The sequence below is a fragment of the Microcoleus sp. B7-D4 genome, from assembly GCF_036705125.1.
Classification (GTDB): Bacteria; Cyanobacteriota; Cyanobacteriia; order Cyanobacteriales; family Microcoleaceae; genus Microcoleus.
Window position 1 is genome coordinate 90,510 of sequence record NZ_JAUBTT010000003.1, and the last position, 19,434, is coordinate 109,943.

At 46.2% G+C, this 19,434-nt stretch carries 20 protein-coding genes; 12 read left to right on the top strand and 8 right to left on the bottom strand.

Annotated features, from left to right (window positions below; all coding sequences use genetic code 11):
• The first annotated feature begins 103 nt into the window (after positions 1-103).
• From QUB12_RS01785 to hisC, 3 genes are all read left to right on the top strand, one after another.
• The gene (locus QUB12_RS01785) at positions 104-958 is read left to right on the top strand and encodes an alpha/beta hydrolase (RefSeq protein ID WP_333140374.1); all 855 of its coding nucleotides are present in this window, start codon (positions 104-106) and stop codon (positions 956-958) included.
• On the top strand, positions 955-1,668 hold the full coding sequence (locus QUB12_RS01790; protein WP_333140376.1) for a glycerophosphodiester phosphodiesterase family protein: 714 nt from the start codon (positions 955-957) through the stop codon (positions 1,666-1,668). Before QUB12_RS01785 ends, QUB12_RS01790 begins: the two co-directional genes overlap by 4 nt.
• A gap of 127 nt (positions 1,669-1,795) precedes the next feature.
• Entirely contained in the window at positions 1,796-2,842 is a 1,047-nt protein-coding gene (gene hisC / locus QUB12_RS01795; RefSeq protein WP_333140377.1) for a histidinol-phosphate transaminase, read from the top strand.
• A 90-nt stretch (positions 2,843-2,932) separates the two neighbouring features.
• Here hisC and QUB12_RS01800 read toward each other — a convergent pair whose 3' ends face one another.
• From QUB12_RS01800 to QUB12_RS01830, 7 genes are all read right to left on the bottom strand, one after another.
• Positions 2,933-3,400 (bottom strand): type II toxin-antitoxin system VapC family toxin, encoded by a 468-nt coding sequence (locus QUB12_RS01800; RefSeq protein WP_333140379.1) that lies wholly within the window; start codon positions 3,398-3,400, stop codon positions 2,933-2,935.
• Positions 3,394-3,711: an antitoxin family protein gene (locus QUB12_RS01805; RefSeq protein WP_333140381.1), complete on the bottom strand. Its 318-nt coding sequence runs from the start codon at positions 3,709-3,711 to the stop codon at positions 3,394-3,396. Before QUB12_RS01805 ends, QUB12_RS01800 begins: the two co-directional genes overlap by 7 nt.
• A gap of 46 nt (positions 3,712-3,757) precedes the next feature.
• Entirely contained in the window at positions 3,758-4,558 is an 801-nt protein-coding gene (locus QUB12_RS01810; protein WP_333140383.1) for a class I SAM-dependent methyltransferase, read from the bottom strand.
• Between the two features lie 143 nt (positions 4,559-4,701).
• Positions 4,702-6,342 (bottom strand): 2-isopropylmalate synthase, encoded by a 1,641-nt coding sequence (locus QUB12_RS01815; RefSeq protein ID WP_333140385.1) that lies wholly within the window; start codon positions 6,340-6,342, stop codon positions 4,702-4,704.
• 202 nt (positions 6,343-6,544) lie between these two features.
• The gene (locus QUB12_RS01820) at positions 6,545-7,066 is read right to left on the bottom strand and encodes a LabA-like NYN domain-containing protein (RefSeq protein ID WP_006633075.1); all 522 of its coding nucleotides are present in this window, start codon (positions 7,064-7,066) and stop codon (positions 6,545-6,547) included.
• 338 nt (positions 7,067-7,404) lie between these two features.
• Positions 7,405-8,055, bottom strand: a complete 651-nt coding sequence (locus tag QUB12_RS01825; protein WP_333105463.1) for a response regulator transcription factor — start codon at positions 8,053-8,055, stop codon at positions 7,405-7,407.
• Positions 8,056-8,704: 649 nt separating this feature from the next.
• A complete protein-coding gene (locus QUB12_RS01830; protein WP_333140387.1) occupies positions 8,705-9,130 on the bottom strand; it encodes a ferredoxin in 426 nt (141 codons plus the stop codon).
• 423 nt (positions 9,131-9,553) lie between these two features.
• Here QUB12_RS01830 and groES point away from each other — a divergent pair, with 423 nt between their 5' ends.
• The 9 genes from groES (at position 9,554) to QUB12_RS01875 (ending at position 17,507) form a co-directional block, all read left to right on the top strand.
• A complete protein-coding gene (gene groES / locus QUB12_RS01835) occupies positions 9,554-9,865 on the top strand; it encodes a co-chaperone GroES (protein WP_006633072.1) in 312 nt (103 codons plus the stop codon).
• A gap of 138 nt (positions 9,866-10,003) precedes the next feature.
• Complete coding sequence (gene groL, locus QUB12_RS01840; RefSeq protein ID WP_333046934.1) at positions 10,004-11,644, top strand: chaperonin GroEL; 1,641 nt, start codon at positions 10,004-10,006, stop codon at positions 11,642-11,644.
• Positions 11,645-11,856: 212 nt separating this feature from the next.
• On the top strand, positions 11,857-12,222 hold the full coding sequence (locus QUB12_RS01845; protein WP_333140390.1) for a Tse2 family ADP-ribosyltransferase toxin: 366 nt from the start codon (positions 11,857-11,859) through the stop codon (positions 12,220-12,222).
• Between the two features lie 167 nt (positions 12,223-12,389).
• Positions 12,390-12,764 (top strand): hypothetical protein, encoded by a 375-nt coding sequence (locus QUB12_RS01850; RefSeq protein ID WP_333140392.1) that lies wholly within the window; start codon positions 12,390-12,392, stop codon positions 12,762-12,764.
• Positions 12,765-13,096: 332 nt separating this feature from the next.
• A complete protein-coding gene (locus QUB12_RS01855) occupies positions 13,097-13,762 on the top strand; it encodes a glutathione S-transferase family protein (RefSeq protein WP_333305202.1) in 666 nt (221 codons plus the stop codon).
• A complete protein-coding gene (locus tag QUB12_RS01860; RefSeq protein WP_333305203.1) occupies positions 13,759-14,187 on the top strand; it encodes a hypothetical protein in 429 nt (142 codons plus the stop codon). The genes QUB12_RS01855 and QUB12_RS01860 overlap by 4 nt, the downstream gene beginning before the upstream one ends.
• A 504-nt stretch (positions 14,188-14,691) precedes the next feature.
• The gene (locus QUB12_RS01865; protein ID WP_333305205.1) at positions 14,692-14,973 is read left to right on the top strand and encodes a hypothetical protein; all 282 of its coding nucleotides are present in this window, start codon (positions 14,692-14,694) and stop codon (positions 14,971-14,973) included.
• A gap of 341 nt (positions 14,974-15,314) precedes the next feature.
• A complete protein-coding gene (locus QUB12_RS01870; RefSeq protein ID WP_333140401.1) occupies positions 15,315-15,506 on the top strand; it encodes a hypothetical protein in 192 nt (63 codons plus the stop codon).
• Positions 15,507-16,625: 1,119 nt separating this feature from the next.
• Positions 16,626-17,507: a lysophospholipid acyltransferase family protein gene (locus QUB12_RS01875; protein WP_333140403.1), complete on the top strand. Its 882-nt coding sequence runs from the start codon at positions 16,626-16,628 to the stop codon at positions 17,505-17,507.
• 388 nt (positions 17,508-17,895) lie between these two features.
• On the opposite strand, the gene QUB12_RS01880 is transcribed toward QUB12_RS01875, so the two are convergent.
• A complete protein-coding gene (locus QUB12_RS01880; protein ID WP_333305208.1) occupies positions 17,896-19,281 on the bottom strand; it encodes a 2-polyprenyl-6-methoxyphenol hydroxylase-like oxidoreductase in 1,386 nt (461 codons plus the stop codon).
• Positions 19,282-19,434 lie beyond the last annotated feature (153 nt).

The following is a 19,434-nucleotide window of genomic DNA, read 5'->3' on the forward strand; positions in this document are numbered from 1 at the left end:
GTACAATAAAATTCACTCTTTGTGGAACAGGCATCTTGCCTGTTCCTAAAAATAGTATAAATGAGGTGAAACCCAATTTGTCCAATCATAAAAAAACCTAATTATGCCCACTCGTAATACTTTGCAATTACCAGAAATCGAACTTTCCTATCTAGAATGGCAGCCAGAAACAGGTATCGAAAAAGTTCCCCGTTTGCTGCTGCTGCACGGTTTAGCAGATAGTGCGTGTGTCTGGACTAACTTGGGCAATTACTTGTCCAACCGCTATCATATTGTAGCGCCAGATATGCGCGGTCACGGAGAGAGTAGCAAACCCAAAATAGGCTATACTTTTGAAAGTGCGATCGCAGATTTAGAAGCTTTGATGGTACATCTCCACTGGCCAGACGCCCACATTTTAGGACATTCTTGGACGGGCAAACTAGCACCGATTTGGGCGAGGCAAAATCCCCATCGCTTTTGCAGTATGATTTTAGTAGACCCCATCTTCATCACAAAAATGCCCGCCGCGATGAAACTCACCCTGCCAATTGTTTACCGAAAATTAGACTGTCTCAAATGTGTGGGCCCGTTTGCGACTTTATCCCAAGCAGAAGCAGCAGCCAAACAATCGGGAGAATACGCAGATTGGAGTGACTTGCAGCAAATGGTATTCCAACAGCAAATCGAAGAAAAATCCGACGGAAGTTGGGGCAGTAAATTTGCAATTGCAGCCAGAAATCAGATATTTACAGAAGTGATGAAAGTTGCCGGTTTAACTGAAAATATTGATATCCCGACTTTGTTTGTACAGCCGGAAAAAGGCGTAAATCGCATGGATTGGCAAATGCAGCCATACAAGAGATACTTGAAAAATCTTACCGTTGCAAAAGTACCGGGGAATCACTGGTCTTTTTTGACTCAACCGGAAACTTTTAATCAAACTGTGGCAGATTTTTTAGAGGGCACAAGACAGTGAATTTAGAAATTATCGCACATCGGGGATTTTCGGCGATCGCCCCGGAGAATACTTTAGCAGCTTTTGAACTGGCGATCGCCCGTGGAGCTCATTCGATCGAATTTGACATCCAGCTATCCGCCGACAACGTACCAGTGATTTTTCACGACGCCACATTAGATAGAATCACTGGAGTTTCTGGCAAAGTTAGGGAAACAACTCTGTCCCAATTGCAGACACTTAATGCGGGAAAATGGTTTAGCGATGAATTTTCACAACAAAAAATTCCTACCTTAAAAGAATCATTAGCTATCCTCAAAAATGTTGACAAATTTCTTTACTTTGATGTCAAACCTCACTGCGAGTGGTCTAATGCAGATGTCGCGGATTTTGTCAATACTTTGAAGGGCGAAGAAATCCAACATAAATGCGTTATTACTTCCTTTAACGATGGATTTCTGGAACAAGTGCGGCGGCTATCTGGCGATTTGGCGATCGGACATATTGTTGCTAATCTAGAAGCATACAAAACTCAATTTGCTCAAGCTGTAGCCCATCAGGATAATTTGATTAGCAGTCTGTATCGCGTGTTGCTGGAAAACCCCGCACTGATTCAAGAAACCCGGAGTCAGGGAGTTGACATTGTGGCCTGGACGGTGGACGATCGAGCGGATATGCAAAAGTTACTTGATTTGGGTATAACGCGGATAGTCACTAATTGTTTGATATAATTTGTTTAACTTGATATCTTGCACCATTATTAAGAACGGGCAAGATGCCCGTTCCACAAAACTCAATATATCTTGCACCCTTATCAAGAACGGGCAAGATGCCCGTTCCACAAAACTCAATTAATAGATGAATTATTTTCGCAAAAGCATCCACGAAATGTCTGGCTATGTGCCGGGGGAACAGCCACCGCTAGGCACAAAAATTATTAAACTAAATTCTAATGAAAATCCCTATCCGCCTTCTCCCAAAGCCTTAAAAGTGCTTCAGGAAATAGACGGAGAAATGCTGCGGCGCTATCCAGATCCAACTGGCAAAGTTTTCCGCATTGCTGCTAGTAAAATTTTTGGAGTTGCTGACGATTGGATTATTGTAGGTAACGGCAGCGACGATTTATTAAACTTGATAGTTCGCGCTGTGGGCGAATCCGGGAAACAGATTGTTTGTCCGGCGCCTACTTATGTATTGTACCGCACTTTGGCAGAAATTCAAGATGCAGAATTTGTCGAAGTTCCTTATCCCGACGACTACAAGTTACCAGTTGATTTGTTAATCGCAGCCCAGGGTGCAGTGACATTTGTAGCTTCGCCAAACAGTCCATCGGGAACAGCCATATCTGTTGCAGATTTGGAGACACTCGCTAAAGAGTTATCGGGCATTCTTGTGATAGACGAAGCTTATGTAGATTTCGCAGAAGAAAATGCTTTGAACTTGACAAAAAAGTACAGTAATGTTATAGTTTTGAGGACGCTTTCCAAAGGTTATTCCCTAGCAGGATTGAGGCTGGGTTTTGGCATAGCAAATCCGGCGCTGCTGGCAGAATTAAATAAAATCAAAGACAGCTATAATGTGGATGCTTTAGCTTATGCAGTGGGGGCGGCTGCGATCGCAGATCAATACCACAAAATAGCCAACGCCGAAAAGATTAAGGCTTCGCGAGCAAAACTAGCCCTTAGCTTCAAGGAATTAGGCTTTGACGTTTGGCCCTCGCAAACCAACTTTTTGTTAGTTAGGCCACCAAACGGCGATGCAGAAAGGATTTATCAAACACTGAAAGTACGGGGAATATTGATTCGATACTTCAATCAGCCACGATTAGAAGACAAATTGCGGATTAGTGTAGGTACTGAGGAACAAAATCAGATATTGGTTAAAACTTTGAAAGAAATTCTCTAAATAACGATCGCACTCAAATTAGTTTCTAGTGAGGAATGCAAGTCCTCTGATTTTTATGAGGACTTGCATTCCTCACTAGACATAGCTTGATTACGGATAATTATTAGGATTATCAATAGCTAACCCTTCTGAATGAGCAATATTCAGCAATCGATTGTCCGCCGAAACAAAAATTAGTTGAGTTTCTGGCACCGACATGAGCAGAGTTTTAACGTACATACCAGACGCCAACTGCACAGCATCATAAGCGCGCAAAGGGTATTGCACAACCAATTGACCTGCACTTTCAATCAACGCTTGGTCAACTTCAATGATTCGATACTTGGTCTCGAATTCATTGCGAAACTTTTGCAAAATTATGTCAAGTTCACCAGCAGACATACTCCCCTCCCGCTGACGACGCGACAAGGCGCTGTGTAACTCCACCCATGTAATCTGGCTAATAGTTAAATCGTTATTTGCAGCCACATCAGTAATCGATTGAATCCAATTACTCCCTGTTTCAGGCACGTAACGTTTGACCAAAGCACTGGTATCTAGAAAATAAGTATTTACCACGGGCCACGATCCTCTATAACTATTTCAGAGACAGGTGTCCCCGGCCTTCCCTTCAGTTCTTCAAACAGTTCGCGCCATTTCTCTTCACGTCGTGCTAATTCAACAGGATCGAGCTTACCCTGCTTATTTGGCAAACGCATCAATCCTCGTACATCCATCAACTTAATCGCTTTTTCGCGATCGCCCTTGAGTTCTTCCGGCGACACTTCCGCTACAATTGTGATTTGCACAGTTTCCCCATCATTCAATGACAAAGGACTCAAGGGACGAAAAACCCCGTTTTCGTACACAGCAGCAATAGTTTCTGGCATAATTAGCCTCTTAATTAAATGCTTTCACTTATTGTACTTCTTTTAATTACTTCGTTGCCACCACAGCCAAATTCCAAGCCAAGCGCTTCATCAAAGGCAACTTCTTCAAAAAGCCATCCAACCCTTCCAATCGAGAGTATTCCGGTTTCAATCTCTCTTGTTCAATGATAATCTTTTTCCAATAACGCTCCTCATTAGGATGCACTTTTTCTATCAAATAAAAGCGTAAAAAAATCCACAGCGATGTCAGCCAAAACGTATCATAAGCCGTCTCCGAAAACAAAGACTTGACAAAATTTACAATATTAATATCCAAAGGAGTTTCATCCTCCGTCCGCACCTCAGTCGCCATTCTGCGGTAAACATTAATCACCGGATTGTGCTTCATCGGGTCCCAAAAACAAGCTTTGCCACCCGGTTTTAGCACCCGGTGCATTTCGCGAATTGCCTTTTCAGGTTCCGGCAAATGGTGCAGCAAATTAGAAGCGTAAACAATATCAAAACTGTTGTCCGGGAAATCCAGCGCCATTGCATTCACCGTGCAGCCCTCTATTTTGACGCCGTTTTTCTCAGCCAATTTCAGAGCAACTTCTACCATGCCCTGAGAATAGTCAGCCGCCACACAATCTGCGCCTTTTTTAGCAAAATAAACGCTATTTTCTCCCGCGCCGCAGCCTAAATCTAACAGGCGTTTACCCGTAATATCGCCCATTTGCTGGACGATAAATCTATTTTCTGGGGCGGTGCAAGCTTCAAAGTAATCATTAACTCGAATGCCGTCAATATCGATCGTAGATGCCCAAGCATCGTGGAATTGCCGCTCTTTTTTTAAAGTTTCGTCTTGCATTTTTCAAGAGTTGGTTATTGGTAAAAAAAATTAATTTTAAACCGCAGATGAACGCGGATTAACGCAGATTTATTTAGATATATCTGCTGTTATGTGCGTTCGTCTGCGGTTTGTTTCAAGAAAAATTGCTGACAAGAAATTTATCAGCGCTGTGCTTTTGCAACAACTTGATTTCCGATCGAAGTTGGCTGTTCTGAGGATTTTTCCGTAGTATGCTGCAATGCCTGATACAGGCGATTTAAAGCGCTGATGTATGCTTCTGCGGAGGCTACGATAATGTCGGTATTTGCCGAGTGACCGGAAAATACTTTGCCTTCGTGGCGCAAGCGAATTGTTACTTCGCCGATCGCATCTATTCCCGCTGTCACCGACTGTACAGAAAACTCGATCAACTCGTTCGGTACGTTTACCACCCGGTTAATTGCCCTGTAAATCGCATCCACCGGCCCCGTGCCGATCGCAGCATCTGTCAATTCTTCGCCCGCCGGATTCCGCACAGTGACAGTTGCTGTCGGGCGAGATTTGTCGCCGCAGGAAACTTGCACCAATTCTAACCGGAAAAGTTCCGGTGCTTGGTGCACTTCGTTATTGGCGATCGCCTCTAAATCCCAATCAGTAATCTCTTTTTTCTTGTCCGCTAAATCTTTAAACTTGACAAAAGCCTTATTTAGCTCATCGTCGGCCATTTCAAAACCCAACTCTTTCAAGCGAGTGTGGAAAGCGTGGCGCCCCGACAATTTACCCAGCACGATTTGATTTTCAGTTAAGCCGATCGACTCAGCGTCCATAATCTCGTATGTCCGCTTATTTTTGAGCACTCCGTCTTGGTGAATTCCCGACTCGTGAGCGAAAGCATTTGCCCCGACAATCGCCTTATTTGGCTGCACCAACATCCCCGTCAAAGTGGAAACCAAGCGGGAAGTTTTGTAAATTTGGCGCGAGTCAATATTTGTCAGCGGTTCCTCAGAATCCGCAGGCCTGCCCAAGAACGGATTATAATATTGGCGTCGCACGTAAAGCGCCATTACCAACTCTTCCAGAGCTGCATTTCCCGCCCGTTCGCCAATCCCGTTAATCGTGCATTCTAACTGTCTGGCGCCATTTTTCACAGCTTCCAAAAAGTTAGCAACAGCCAATCCTAAGTCATTGTGACCGTGAACCGAAATAATTGCCCGATCGATATTCGGCACATTTTCCTTAATTCCGCGAATCAAAGCCCCAAACTCGCTCGGAGTCGTGTAGCCGACAGTATCGGGAATATTAACAGTAGTCGCACCCGCTGCGATCGCCCGTTCTAGAACCTGATACAAAAACTCCGGTTCCGATCGACAAGCATCTTCCGGCGAAAACTCCACATCATCCACAAAAGACTTAGCGTAAGCCACCATTTCCGGCACAATTTCCAGAACCTCAGCCCGCGTCTTTTTCAGCTTATGCTCCAAGTGGATATCAGACGTAGCCAGAAACGTATGAATTCGCGAATTTACGGCGGGTTTCAGAGCCTCGGCTGCTGTTTTTATATCCTCCTTTCTCGCCCGTGCTAAACCGCAAATTGTCGGCCCATCTTCCGTGCCCACCGAGCGGGCTATTTTTTGGACTGCCTCGAAATCTCCCGTGCTGGTGAAAGGGAAACCCGCTTCAATCACATCTACGCCCAATCTCGCTAACTGGCGGGCAATAGTCAGCTTTTCATCCACATTCAGAGATGCACCCGGAGATTGTTCTCCGTCCCGCAAAGTCGTATCGAAAATAATAATCCGGTCTTGACTTGGTTGAGTTTTCATAGCTCTAAAAAAGTGTTTTCCTGATTTTTACTTGTCCCCTGTTCTGGGCAATTAGTCCCCAGTCACCAGTCCCGTGTTTCGCGCCAATAACGAATAATTAATAACCCATAACCCATAACTACTGACTAATGACTGCTGACTAATGACTAATGACTAATGACTAATGACTAATGACTAATAACTAATGACTAATGACTAATGACTAATAATCCATTTTCTCGATATGTTCCCTAATTTCATTTAGGTCTATATACCTATCTGTAGCATTTCGTAACTCTCTCGCAATCATTCCTTCGGTTGATACCACAGTAATATGAGTATTTTTCGATCGCAGCAGCTCGATCGCCCGCTCAAAATCCCCATCCCCGCTAAAAAGTACAACTTGGTCGTACTGATCCACCGTATTAAACATATCAACCACAATCTCAATGTCTAAATTAGCCTTTTGAGAATATCTGCCCGAAGCATCGTCGTAATATTCCTTAAGAATCTTAGTGCGAACCGTGTAACCCAGACTGATCAAGGCATCTCGAAATCCCCTTTGATCTTGGGGGTCTTTTAGACCCGTATACCAGAAAGCATTGATCAAGATGACATTCGGCTGCGAAGTTTTGAAATATTCGAGCACCCTGCGAGGATCAAAAAACCAACCGTTCTTTTGTTGAGCGTAGAACATATTGTTCCCGTCCACAAAAATAGAAAGGCGGTTCATTAAGTTTGTCATAGAAACTTAGACCTAATAATTGTAGAAAGAAGTTAATCTAAATATCACATTTTAGCAACATGGAGCTAACTGAGGCAATAGATTAGACTTCAGAAAACTCCATCTCCCCAGTATTTCATATTTTCGGCTCTACCGCCAGAGGGTTCTTTTAACCCTGCTTGCATTTGAGCGAGGGGCCCTCACAAACTATACGCCTAGTAACTCAATACCGGCTGCCGTGTCAAGGTTAATGGCGCATTCAAACTACCGCGCCCACCGCCCTACCGCCAAGCAGGCATACGCCCAGCGCATAGCAGTAGATTTTGCTCCCCTGATTTCATAGCGCAGACTACCTCCGCTTAAGCCTTTTTGCTTTCAAGAGCCCAGCGAGCTAACTCTGTCCGGTTGTGCAGACCTGTTTTGCCCAGCATATTGCTGACGTGGCTTTCGATAGTCCGCTGGCTGACATTCATCACGTCTGCGATCTGGCGGTTTGCCATACCCTGCGCTAGCAACTGTACCACCTTTAACTCAGTGGGAGTCAATTCGACATTGCGGCGCGCCTTAATTTTTGTGCCACTCTCTATACCGGGATTTGAGTGGCGAATCAAGCGGGAGGCAGCTTTCAGAGAAGATTCCACTTGGGCTACCAGTTCTTCTGGTTCAAAAGGCTTGACTATATAAACGTCAGCCCCAGTGCTCAAGCCTTTTACTCGGTCTGAACTTTGACCTTTTGCGGACAAGAAAAGAACCGGAATCCAGCTAGTGCGAGGGTCTTCTCTGATGTGTTTGACTAAAGTGTAGCCGTCCATTTCCGGCATCATCACATCGCAGATAATCAAGTCGGGAACTTCTTGTTCTAGTTTTTCCAGAGCGTCTCTGCCGTTTTCTGCTGTAATGACGTTGTAACCCCGAAACTCCAAGTAGTCCTTGACGAGCAAGATCAAGTTCGGGTCATCGTCAACCAGCATCAGCCGTTTTTGCTCTCCTGAATTATTGTCCTTTGTCATGTTTATTCCCGCTAAAGTATCCCGCACACTTCCTTGTTTTCACTTCTGTTTTTTCGGTCAGTCCCCCGCCACCCGGCTGGGAGTGGAGGACGACGATCGACTGAAGGGATGGCGGTGAGGGAAAGCGGGGCGGGTATTACCGCTTTCCAACCTATAATTGACTGCTGTTTGTGAGTGTCTTACGACCTGGAATGCAGCCCAAACCTGTAATGGACGATCGCCCTGTCAATATCTGCCTTGATTGATTGGAGATTCCGTAACAGAGCCCAAGTTAAATATTTAATCTCGATCGGTTCAATTTCAGGTTAATGCCCCGGTTTAAAATGATACTTCTGATATAGAGAAATTTAAGCAGACTCCCTACTTACGTATTTAACTGTTTCTAGTGTAGTTTGGCAACCTGCTTAGTGTCGGCCACTGAGAAATTTTTGCACAAAATTTCACAGTTCCTCCAAGGGATTTTTTTTACTGTACCTTTTGAGAAACACAAGGAACACGGGAAGCCGCACCAGGAAGACAAGAACCTAAATACAGTTTTATTGAGCTGTAGCAGGTGCGATCGCCCGGACGCCCAACCGTCTAAATTTCTCACCCTTAACCTTGAAACTTAACATTTAATTATAACCCTGTACTTTAAACAGCGCTATACTTAAATGTTTTGCTGTGCATCAGAAGGCACAGGCAAAGGATGAGTTAAGAAAGCGTATTCTTGAACGACCTTTGAGTTGAGGAGATGTTCCTGAATAATTCTCTCAATGACGGGGGGAGTAACGTCGCGATACCACACTCCGTCTGGATAGACTACCATAATCGGGCCAGACGCGCACACTCGCAGGCAATTGGCTTTGGTGCGAAAGACGCAGGCTGGTCGAGTGGCACTTGGCTTGTCGAGTCCCAATTCTTGCAAGCGTTTTTTTAAGTAATTCCACGCCTCCAGACTGGTTTGCCGATCGCAGCACTTGGGCACGGTTTGGTCGGCACAGATAAAAATATGTCGCTCGATTTGAGCGATTCCCAGGCTTTGGACGCAAGCGCTCAAGCCTTGGCTGCAAGATTCCTCGTTATGTTCGGTCATTGTATTCATCAATCAAAAGTAATTGGTTAGCGATCGAAAGTCATCATCACAGCCCCCACTCCCTCCCGTCTCAAGGGTAGGTTTTTTACTATTCAGAAATTGAGGGCAAGCAAGAGGCAAGTTTTAAAGGCATAACCAGTCGAAATCCGGGCTTTTTCGCTTCTGGCTCTCTCCCCCTCTCCCTCTCTCCCTCTCCCTCTCTCCCCCTCTCCCTCTCTCCCTCTCTCCCCCTCTCCTTGCCTCCTACTCATTCTCGGTTCGGGAACCCGTACTGACAACTAAGTTGCGATCGCCCCTGACTAAAGCTAAATTAGCACTCAGGAGCCGAGAGTGCTAATATGTCAGTTGTAAGTAGTCCGCTGTTGCTTTCATCGTGACCCCTGACGACTGACTCACGACAATCTGTAATCTGGAGATTTATTTATGGCAGCAGTATCACTGAGTGTTTCTACCGTTAAACCGTTAGGCGAGCGCGTGTTCGTGAAAGTAAGCGCTAGCGAAGAAAAAACCGCCGGCGGCATCCTTCTGCCCGACACAGCTAAGGAAAAGCCCCAAGTAGGCGAAGTCGCGGCCGTGGGCCCCGGCAAGCGCAATGACGACGGCAGCCGCACAGAAATGGAAGTCAAAGTCGGCGACAAAGTTCTCTACTCGAAGTACGCCGGCACCGACATCAAACTCGGCACAGACGAATACGTCTTGCTTGCAGAAAAAGACATTCTGGCGATCGTTAACTAATTAATCATTAGTCATCAGTCCTTAGTCATCAGTCATTAGTTTAAAGCGAACGCCGCCAAACAACTAATGACACGGGACAAATGACTAAAATCCATCATCCCCAATCCAAAATCTCAAACCCTCTCATCCCCAAAAACTATGGCTAAGCGTATCATCTACAACGAAAATGCACGTCGCGCCCTCGAACGCGGTATGGACATTTTGGCCGAAGCAGTGGCCGTAACCCTCGGCCCCAAAGGCCGTAACGTGGTTCTCGAAAAGAAATTCGGAGCTCCTCAGATCGTCAATGACGGTGTTACCATCGCCAAAGAAATCGAACTAGAAGACCACGTAGAAAATACAGGCGTTGCCCTGATCCGTCAAGCAGCTTCCAAAACCAACGACGCAGCAGGCGACGGTACAACAACTGCTACCGTTTTGGCTCACGCAATGGTCAAAGAAGGTCTGCGTAACGTAGCAGCCGGCGCAAATGCGATCGCCCTCAAGCGCGGTGTTGACAAAGCAACCACGTTTTTGGTAGAAAAAATTGCCGAACACGCCAAACAAGTAGAAGATTCCAAAGCCATCGCTCAAGTCGGCTCCATCTCTGCTGGTAACGACGATGAAGTCGGCCAAATGATTGCTAACGCAATGGACAAGGTGGGCAAGGAAGGCGTGATTTCCCTGGAAGAAGGGAAGTCTATGACCACCGAATTGGAAATCACCGAAGGGATGCGCTTCGACAAAGGCTACATTTCTCCCTACTTCGTCACCGACACTGAGCGGATGGAAGCGATTCTAGAAGAACCCTTCATCTTGCTGACAGACAAGAAAATCGCTTTGGTACAAGATTTAGTACCGGTGCTCGAACAAGTAGCTCGTTCCGGCCGCCCGCTGTTGATCATTGCAGAAGACATTGAGAAAGAAGCTCTAGCTACCCTCGTTGTCAACAAACTGCGCGGTGTGTTGAACGTGACTGCTGTTAAAGCACCCGGTTTTGGCGATCGACGCAAAGCCATGTTAGAAGATATCGCCGTATTGACCGGCGGTCAACTAATCACCGAAGATGCCGGTTTGAAACTGGAAAATACCAAGCTCGACATGATCGGCAAAGCTCGCCGCATCACCATCACCAAGGACAGCACCACAATTGTTGCCGAAGGTAACGAAGCCGCCGTCAAGTCCCGCTGCGAACAAATTCGCCGTCAAATGGACGAAACCGAGTCTTCCTACGACAAAGAAAAGCTGCAAGAACGTTTGGCCAAATTGGCTGGCGGCGTCGCAGTCATCAAAGTCGGCGCGGCTACCGAAACAGAAATGAAGGATCGCAAACTGCGTTTGGAAGATGCGATCAACGCAACCAAAGCAGCAGTAGAAGAAGGAATTGTTCCTGGTGGCGGTACAACTTTGGCTCACCTGACTCCTCAATTGGAAGAGTGGGCTAACAGCAGCCTGAAGGGCGAAGAATTGACCGGTGCTTTGATTGTGGCACGGGCTCTGGCTGCTCCTCTGAAGCGGATTGCTGAAAATGCTGGTTTGAATGGCGCTGTGATTGCTGAGCGCGTCAAAGAAAAGCCGTTCAACGTTGGTTTCAACGCAGCGACAAATGAGTTTGTCGATATGTTTGAAGCTGGTATCGTTGACCCTGCGAAGGTGACTCGTTCTGCTCTGCAAAATGCCGCATCTATTGCTGGTATGGTGCTGACAACCGAGTGCATCGTCGTTGACAAGCCTGAACCGAAGGATGGCGCTGCTGCTGGCGCTGGCGGCGGCATGGGCGGTGGCGACTTCGATTACTAATCGATAGTCGATCGTTTGATGGGGCGGGCTTTAGGGCCCGCCCTGTTATTTTGGTAACGGTTTTTAGCATAGGCATAACTTTAACTCTGAAGCGAAATTAACTAAACGCTCAATCTATAAGGCCCCCGTGCCTCTGTACTCACATGCGAGGTTATACCCAAAAACCTAACCCTGCGTGACAGTTAATTTTTTACAATTTCAGGAGATTAAAGATGCCTAAAACACCCGTTGCGCTGTATCGACAGGGGAATGCTAGTTCACCTAGAATGGATAATGTCAGACCCAATAAAGATATTACCGTTTATGAACAGCAAGATGAATTATGGGTTATGCCTACTTTAGAAGAAGGAAGGTTGTCAGGAGGAATGTCTCGGTCAGAAGGAATATCAACCTTTGAGAGTCCAGGCTCAGGAAAAAATTGGTATAAATTAGACCTCGGCACTGACATTCCACCAGAACTGGAATTAGTGAATGACCGGGACGGTCATTGGTTATTCCAGCCCAGTAGACCGATGACTCTAGAAAAATACAAAGAGGCACTTCACCTCATAGGCACATTTTTCTGTAAAATAGAATAAGTTAAGAGGAGGTTGGGTGTAAGTAGATAAACCCAACCTCCTAATATAATTAATAGTATATTTGATTAGTTTTTTATATCAAATTACCTGCATCGGAAAAAATAATCTTTTGGGTATTTTCAACTCAAGTCGGCCAATGAGTATTTATTCTTACCAAGGCAAGTATCATGAATTTATCATTTAAAGATTTAAGGTTTATTATAGAAGCCATTGAACATCAAATCAATGCCTATAAAGAACGTTTGCAAGTAATTGAAGATGTAGATGAGGATGAGGCTGCCGATCTAGGGAACGATATTAAATTTTTAGAGCTTCTCCACGCAGACATGACGACAACTTTAGCTCAGAATACTTCAGTCAAAACTTTAAGTTATGGTGAGGTTTCTTCGCCAGCTCAGAATGATAAATTTTCAGAAATATCCAAAAAAATATCGTTTCAAGAATTGGTAGAATTAACCAGGAATTTGTCACTTAGTGAGCGATTATTTCTAGTAGAGGCGATTACCTCGTCTGTGCGTCAGGAAGTCAATATGAGCCAATAATCCGCCAATAAAAGGAGCTTTAGAAGTTGGTGGGATGATATACTGATTAATCGTAAAGTGAGCAGAGATAAGGCAAATGTCAGCCACCATCACAATTAGCAGCAGCGAAATTCGGCAGATATTAAGGAATTAAGGGAATTTTAATTTAGTTTTTATACTCGTTACCAGGCTCTGCCTGGTAACGCATATCCGGAGGCTCTGCCTCCATAGTCTGGGCCGAGGCAGAGCCTCTGGACATCGGTTCCCAGGCAGAGCCTGGGAACCAGTTAACCAGTTATTGAAACTGATGCGAGGATTGCTATATTACCTTTCAATAATTACCCCCACCAGCTATGAAACTTTATCACACTCCCATTTCCACCAACTCCCGCCGCGTGTGGGTCGCCCTTTTAGAAAAAAACCTCGATTTTGAATTAATAGAAATCCACTTGGACGGCGATCACTTGCAGTCGGAATTTGTGGCAATCAATCCTTTTCACCGCATCCCTGTTTTGGTCGATGATGGCTTCACCGTCTTCGAGTCTCTGGCAATTCTTGACTATCTAGAAACGAAGTATCCCGAACCGGCAATGCTCCCGAAAGAACCGCAAGATTTGGCAGTTGTGAAAATGGTAGAATTGGTCACGATTAACGAACTTGGGCCGGCCCTTTCCCCCCTCATCAGCGAAAAAATGGGCTGGGGAAATCCTGAACCTCAAGCAATAAGAAAGGCGAAGGAAAAAGTCAATACTGTGCTGGCATTTTTTGAAGGTTTGTTGGACGATCGCCCTTTTTTCGGTAGCAACAATGTGACGTTTGCCGAGTGTACTGCCGGTACCGTCGTGCCTTTGCTGTCGTCGCAGGTTGGTGTATCCATAGACGGTTATCCAAAAATTCAAGCTTGGTGCGATCGACTAATGTCGCGTCCCTCATGGCAGCAAACTCAATTCACCGAGGCAGACTTGGCGGCTTTCGCGTCTCGGAGACAAAAATTTCTCGCACAATCTGAAGCCTCATGAACAAATCAACTCTCAAGCGATCGCTCTTTTTCCTAGCTGTTTTCACCTGCATCCAAATTCCCATCGCAGCAATGGGGCAGCCCGCCGCCCGATCGAACTACGAAGCAATTAACACTAAACAGTTCCTTGCCGATCGCAAAATTACCGTCTCCAACCCCAAAGATATCGCCGCAAAACTCTTTATTCTCGACACAGAATCTGAAGGCCGAAAAAGCGACCAAATTTCGGTTGAATATCCCACGGGAGAAACAGCAGTAATTGTGCATACAGTTATCGGTTTAGCTGACGATTCTGTTGCTGCAATGCGACACCGCATCGAACTCAGACTCAGGCAAAATAAGTGGGAAATTATGTGGATTGACCGACAATCGAAGTGTCAACCAAATCGCGGACACCAAAATTGGGCAAGCGGCCGCTGTCAGTAGAAAGGTCGATCGGCTTTTTGCTTAAATTCTTTCACCCCGGATACGTTGCGAGGAAGGAAGCTAGGACTTTACGCAACCGATGATGAAAAACAGAGGCCCAGAAAGATTCGCTACCGCTGGCTGCCTGCTGAAATAAGTTATTCCTGGGTAAGTCATCGAAGCAATCTGGGTTCCGCGTTGTTCCCTGGCTGCGCGACAATCTTAAAACTATTTTGGGTGTCGATCGCTCTTTTAGTCAAAAAGAGCGATCGAACTCAGAAGTTTACTTGCACATGATCAAATTTCCAGCCGAGATGAATCCGGCCACAGGGGCTGAAATCTCAACCCAATTGCGATTTTCTCCATTCTTATCTTTCACTAACTGGAAATTCGGTACAAGCGTTACTTGACCGTTAGCCGGTACACCGCCTTTAACAGCAGAAGTCTTGGAAGGCTCGGTGCGGATAGCTAGACCCCTCGGCGCTACGCGAGGTTCTACTTGCCGGCACAGACTTACGGGGCCCGTTGCAGGTGCTGGTGCTGGCGCAGGCGCTGGCGCTGGTGCTGGTGCAGGTGCTGGTGCTGGCGCAGGCGCAGGCGCTGGTGCTGGCGCTGGTGCTGGTGCTGGTGCTGGTGCTGGTGCTGGCGCTGGTGCTGGCGCTGGTGCTGGTGCTGGTGCTGGTGCTGGTGCTGGTGCTGGTGCCGGTGCTGGTGCTGGTGCTGGTGCTGGTGCCGGTGCTGGTGCTGGTGCTGGTGCTGGTGCTGGTGCTGGTGCCGGTGCTGGCCTTGGGGAAGGAGTTTGACTAATTGTGGTGCTGGCTGTCGTGCACGAACCTAAATTAGCCTCGTTGTTGGGATATCCGCTAGCCACATACCCTGTGACGGGAGCGGTAATTTGAATCCAGAGGCGACCGTCGGCGGCTTTAACAGAAGTAGCGCCTTGGGAGAGCATTACCTGAGTATTAAGTGGTACCCCGCCAACTCTAGGGGATTTGGGGTCTGGGTTCTGGCGAACGGTCAAACCTTCTTTGGGGGTGACTTTGCGACAAAGGTTGCCAGCCTGGGCTATTTGAAAGGTGGCGCTATCTTCAAAGGAAATATTTTCCGCATCTTGACTGAGAGTGGATGTTGATGGGGCGGCAACACCGATGGCATTGGCCTGCAAACTTCCGGCTACGATCGCGATCGCGCCCAGCAATGCAGCGGGCTTATTCCAGCAATTCAAGTTTTTCATCCGTTCAACTCCTCACTTAACCACAATCATTATCTTAATTGCAGGTCAATATAGCAAAAAAATCGATTTGTCTTCCACAAAAAAGCTTGGTATAACTTTTTTATGACCGCAAGTCAAGTTTAATTTATATAATTTAATGTTTGGTGAGTTGAGCGAAGACACATAAAGCTGCTACGCCTATAAATGGCTCATTATGCCACAGTGGGGGAGGGAGAAGGCGAGAGTGTCCGAGTCGGGGAATGGCAGAGGGGAAAAGTAAACAGTTAAGTGTTTAAATGCCGGACTGTTTACTAGGACTGCAAGTCATTTGTTGTGTTCGTTAAACCATTTAGCTGTCAGTTGTTGCAGTTGAGTAATATGGGGCTACATTTCATGTGAATTCTTGGCAGATTCGAGAGCGAGATTGTGGTTGAGATGCTCCAATATTCAGATTGACAGGCGATGGGCGCGATCGACCCCATCGTCGTAGTGAGGTGTCACAAGCCGGATACAGTTCTTCGATCGCGCTCACATAACTCCACTGTCGATCGTACCTTACTTAAAATTGTGGCCAACAGCGCAAATCGCTAGCCTTGACCCGATGGCTGGCGTCAATTTGATAAAATCTTCCAAAACGGCAATTTATCGGCTTGAGGCACACTTGTGTTTTTGTGGCTAAAGCCGCCGCGGGATCAGCGACAGTTGCTGTAGCTGTTTCCAAACGGTTTTGTTCCTGTGGAGACAAGCAGCACAAAACCTCGGAACAAAACCAGCCCGCTCAAATCAGAAACCAAATATTTGCGCCAATTCTGATTTAATTATATTGCAATACAGTTCAGTTAACACTGTTAATTCCCCGGAGATCCCCCTAAATCCCCCTGATTGTTGGGGGACGCAAGAGCAACTTCTTGTCCCCCCCTTTGTAGGGGCGGTGCGACCCCTACTCCCCGTGCCCGCCCTCTTGGCTAGGGGGGATCAGTCTTATCTGAACCGTATTTAATTATATTGCTATAGCAACCGCGCTCGATGTTTAGGAGGTTTTCAATTGCTAAAACTAATGCGGTATATTCCCTCGTAATGGGAGCATATTAATGATAGGAAAAATCTTGTTTTGGGAGGGCGATCGGGATTAGCGCAGGCACAAGGAGAGGAAAAGCCCAACTAATCTCCTCCCTTCTTCCTTCTTTCCCAAATAACCAAAGCCTTCTCTATTCGAGAGTTAAAGCTTTCTTCCTTCTGCTATATAATGACCAAAGCGTTAAATATTTTTGCAGTGACAAAAACTACTAACAAAAAAGACGGAAAATCCTCTAACTATCCCTTTGACGGTCTATCATTAGACGATCGCAATCCCGACTTCATTCAGCTTTTGTTGCCCTTCTGGGAATGGCTGTACCGCTACTATTTTCGCGTACAAAGCGACGGCTGGCACCACGTACCCGCGAGCGGAAAAATGCTTGTTGTCGGTTCTCACAACGGGGGACTCGCCGCTCCCGATATGTTTATGTTCCTATACGAATGGTTCCGCAGGTACGGCACGGAACGCTTGGCCTACGGATTGATGCACCCCACGGTATGGAAGGTTTCCCCAGAGATTGCTAGTATGGGGGTTGAGTGTGGTGCCCTCCAGGCACATCCAAAAATGGCGATCGCAGCTTTGCGAAAAAATGCCGCAGTTCTCGTCTATCCGGGCGGCGCCCAAGATGTTTTTCGCCCCCACCATTTGCGCGATAAAATCTACTTTGCGGGACGTAAGGGATTTATCAAATTAGCATTGCGAGAAGAAGCACCAATTGTACCGATTGTATCGCACGGTGCACACGATACTTTGATAGTTTTGGCAGATTTGTACGAACAAGTTAAGCAATTGCATGAATTGGGGATGCCGTGGCTATTTGGCATCGATCCGGTGGTATTTCCGGTGTATTTGGGATTGCCTTGGGGATTGAGTATTGGGCCTTTGCCAAACTTGCCTTTACCCGTGCAAATTCGGACTCGCGTGTGCGAACCGATTGTATTTGAGAGGTACGGTTCGGAGGCGGCGCGCGATCGCGATTATGTTGATGCTTGTTTCGATCGAGTTACCGCCCAAATGCAACAACAATTAGATTGTTTGGCTGGTAAGTGAGAATTGCACAAGTCTATATTAGTTTAGGCGGCAGAAACCGATTTTTTTTACGACTATATAGCGTGAAGCGCGAGGGATAGGGGGAAAAAAACTGGTTTATTGAGTCCTGTGGGTAAGTGGTGACTACAAACATTTTTTGAAATCCATTCATTAGATTTATTTCAAAAACCGACAATTGCGGTACTAAATCTGATTTTACCCCTCTTAATTACGTGAAATACCAGAAAACCGCAGTCGCAAAAGTCATCCTTTTTATCATGCAGGTTCTAGCGGAAATCATATCAGGTTAAATCAACGCAGATGAATAGGATTTCATCTGCGTTGATCTCCTTTCATCGGCGCTCATAAAATATAATTGGCAAAACTAACCTGATTCTGTATAAACTATTTATATTAATTCTGCCTTCTGCCGAACGGTGAGTAATTGCCCGATCGCCTTAAGCGCAATACTGGGATGAAAAAGTACAGCCGGCGACTCAATCATGTGCACAACTTCCACAAATGCTTGACAAACTTTAGCATCTCCGACTAGCACTTTTAACACCAAATCCATGTAATCAATTGTCAGCCGCGTAGCGAGGTTTAGTTTTGCACCTTCACTTCCCCGATAGCGAGAGTCCTGACTGATGGCAAATGTCCAAGGAATTGTATGTAATTTTGCTAATTTTTGTTGAAATTGTCGAGAGAAACCTTTTAAATTGCCTTGCAGATAGCGCTGCCGCTGCTTTTGGAGGCATTCATCTAACATCTGAGCATCCAGTGCAGCCACCGTCATTCCGTGTCCGTATATCGGGTTAAAAGCGCAAACTGCATGACCGATAATTATTAAGTTTTCAGGATAACGACGGAGGCGCTCGTAGTGGCGCCAACGATTTTCTGTACCTCGATAACTATAAATAGGTGTTATTGCTTCTGCGTCTTTAATTGCATCATAAATTGTCGGGGTTGGCAAAGTGCGGGCAAATTCTAGAAAACCTGCTTCGTCTGCGGGGGGATAATCGCGATCGCCCCCGTCGAGAGTCACCAGCCAGCGATTGCCTTCGATCGGAAAAATTGCACCGCCACGGGTGCGAAATGGCGGCCCTAGTGACACAAATACTGGCGCTGTGTCTGACAATTTACCGCTGCATTTATAGATGCGGGTGGCATAGCCGACAAAAGCATTGATAGCGGTTTCTTGTGGAGGTTCATAGCCCAAACTTTTCAACCATTTAGGTGTTTTGGAAACTTTGCCACCAGCATCGACTACTAAATCTGCATACAAATTCTCTGCATGGATGTTACCAGGGTTGTGGCGATCGCGAAAACGCACCGACACGCCAGTAATCTCCGCGCGCGAGGCATTCGCCAGGAGTCCCGTTACTGTACCTCCTTGGAGGAAATGCACGTTCGTATTTTCAGCCAACCTGCGACGAATCTGCCAATCAAGTAAATCCCGACTGAACAAAATTAAATCATTTAGATCCGGGCTAAAGTGCGGGGCCCAACCTGCCGGACTAAACCACCCGATCGACCTCGGATCTAAACTAGGAGCACCAGCAGCTACCAGTTCGTTTTCTAAGCCGGGAAAAAACTCTTCTAGGATGATTCTCCCCCGATTTAAAAGGATGTGAAGGTGACGGGATTGAGGAATACCGGGGCGAGGTGCGGGTTTTTCTGGAAAAAAATCTCTTTCAACAATACTTACTCGGTCAAAGTGTTTGGCTAATACTCTAGAGGCCAACAGTCCTGCTAAACTGCCGCCAATAATAATTGCATGACTTTCTCGCTGCACTATCGAATCCCTTCAAAGCTAATTTGCTATGGCATTGGTTGATGAATTTTGAACAATTTGTCTGGGCTTGTGTACCAACTCTTAATATCGATCGACCACAGATTCTCCTCTGCGATTATTTTAATCAGACTTACATACCACAAATATTCCTAA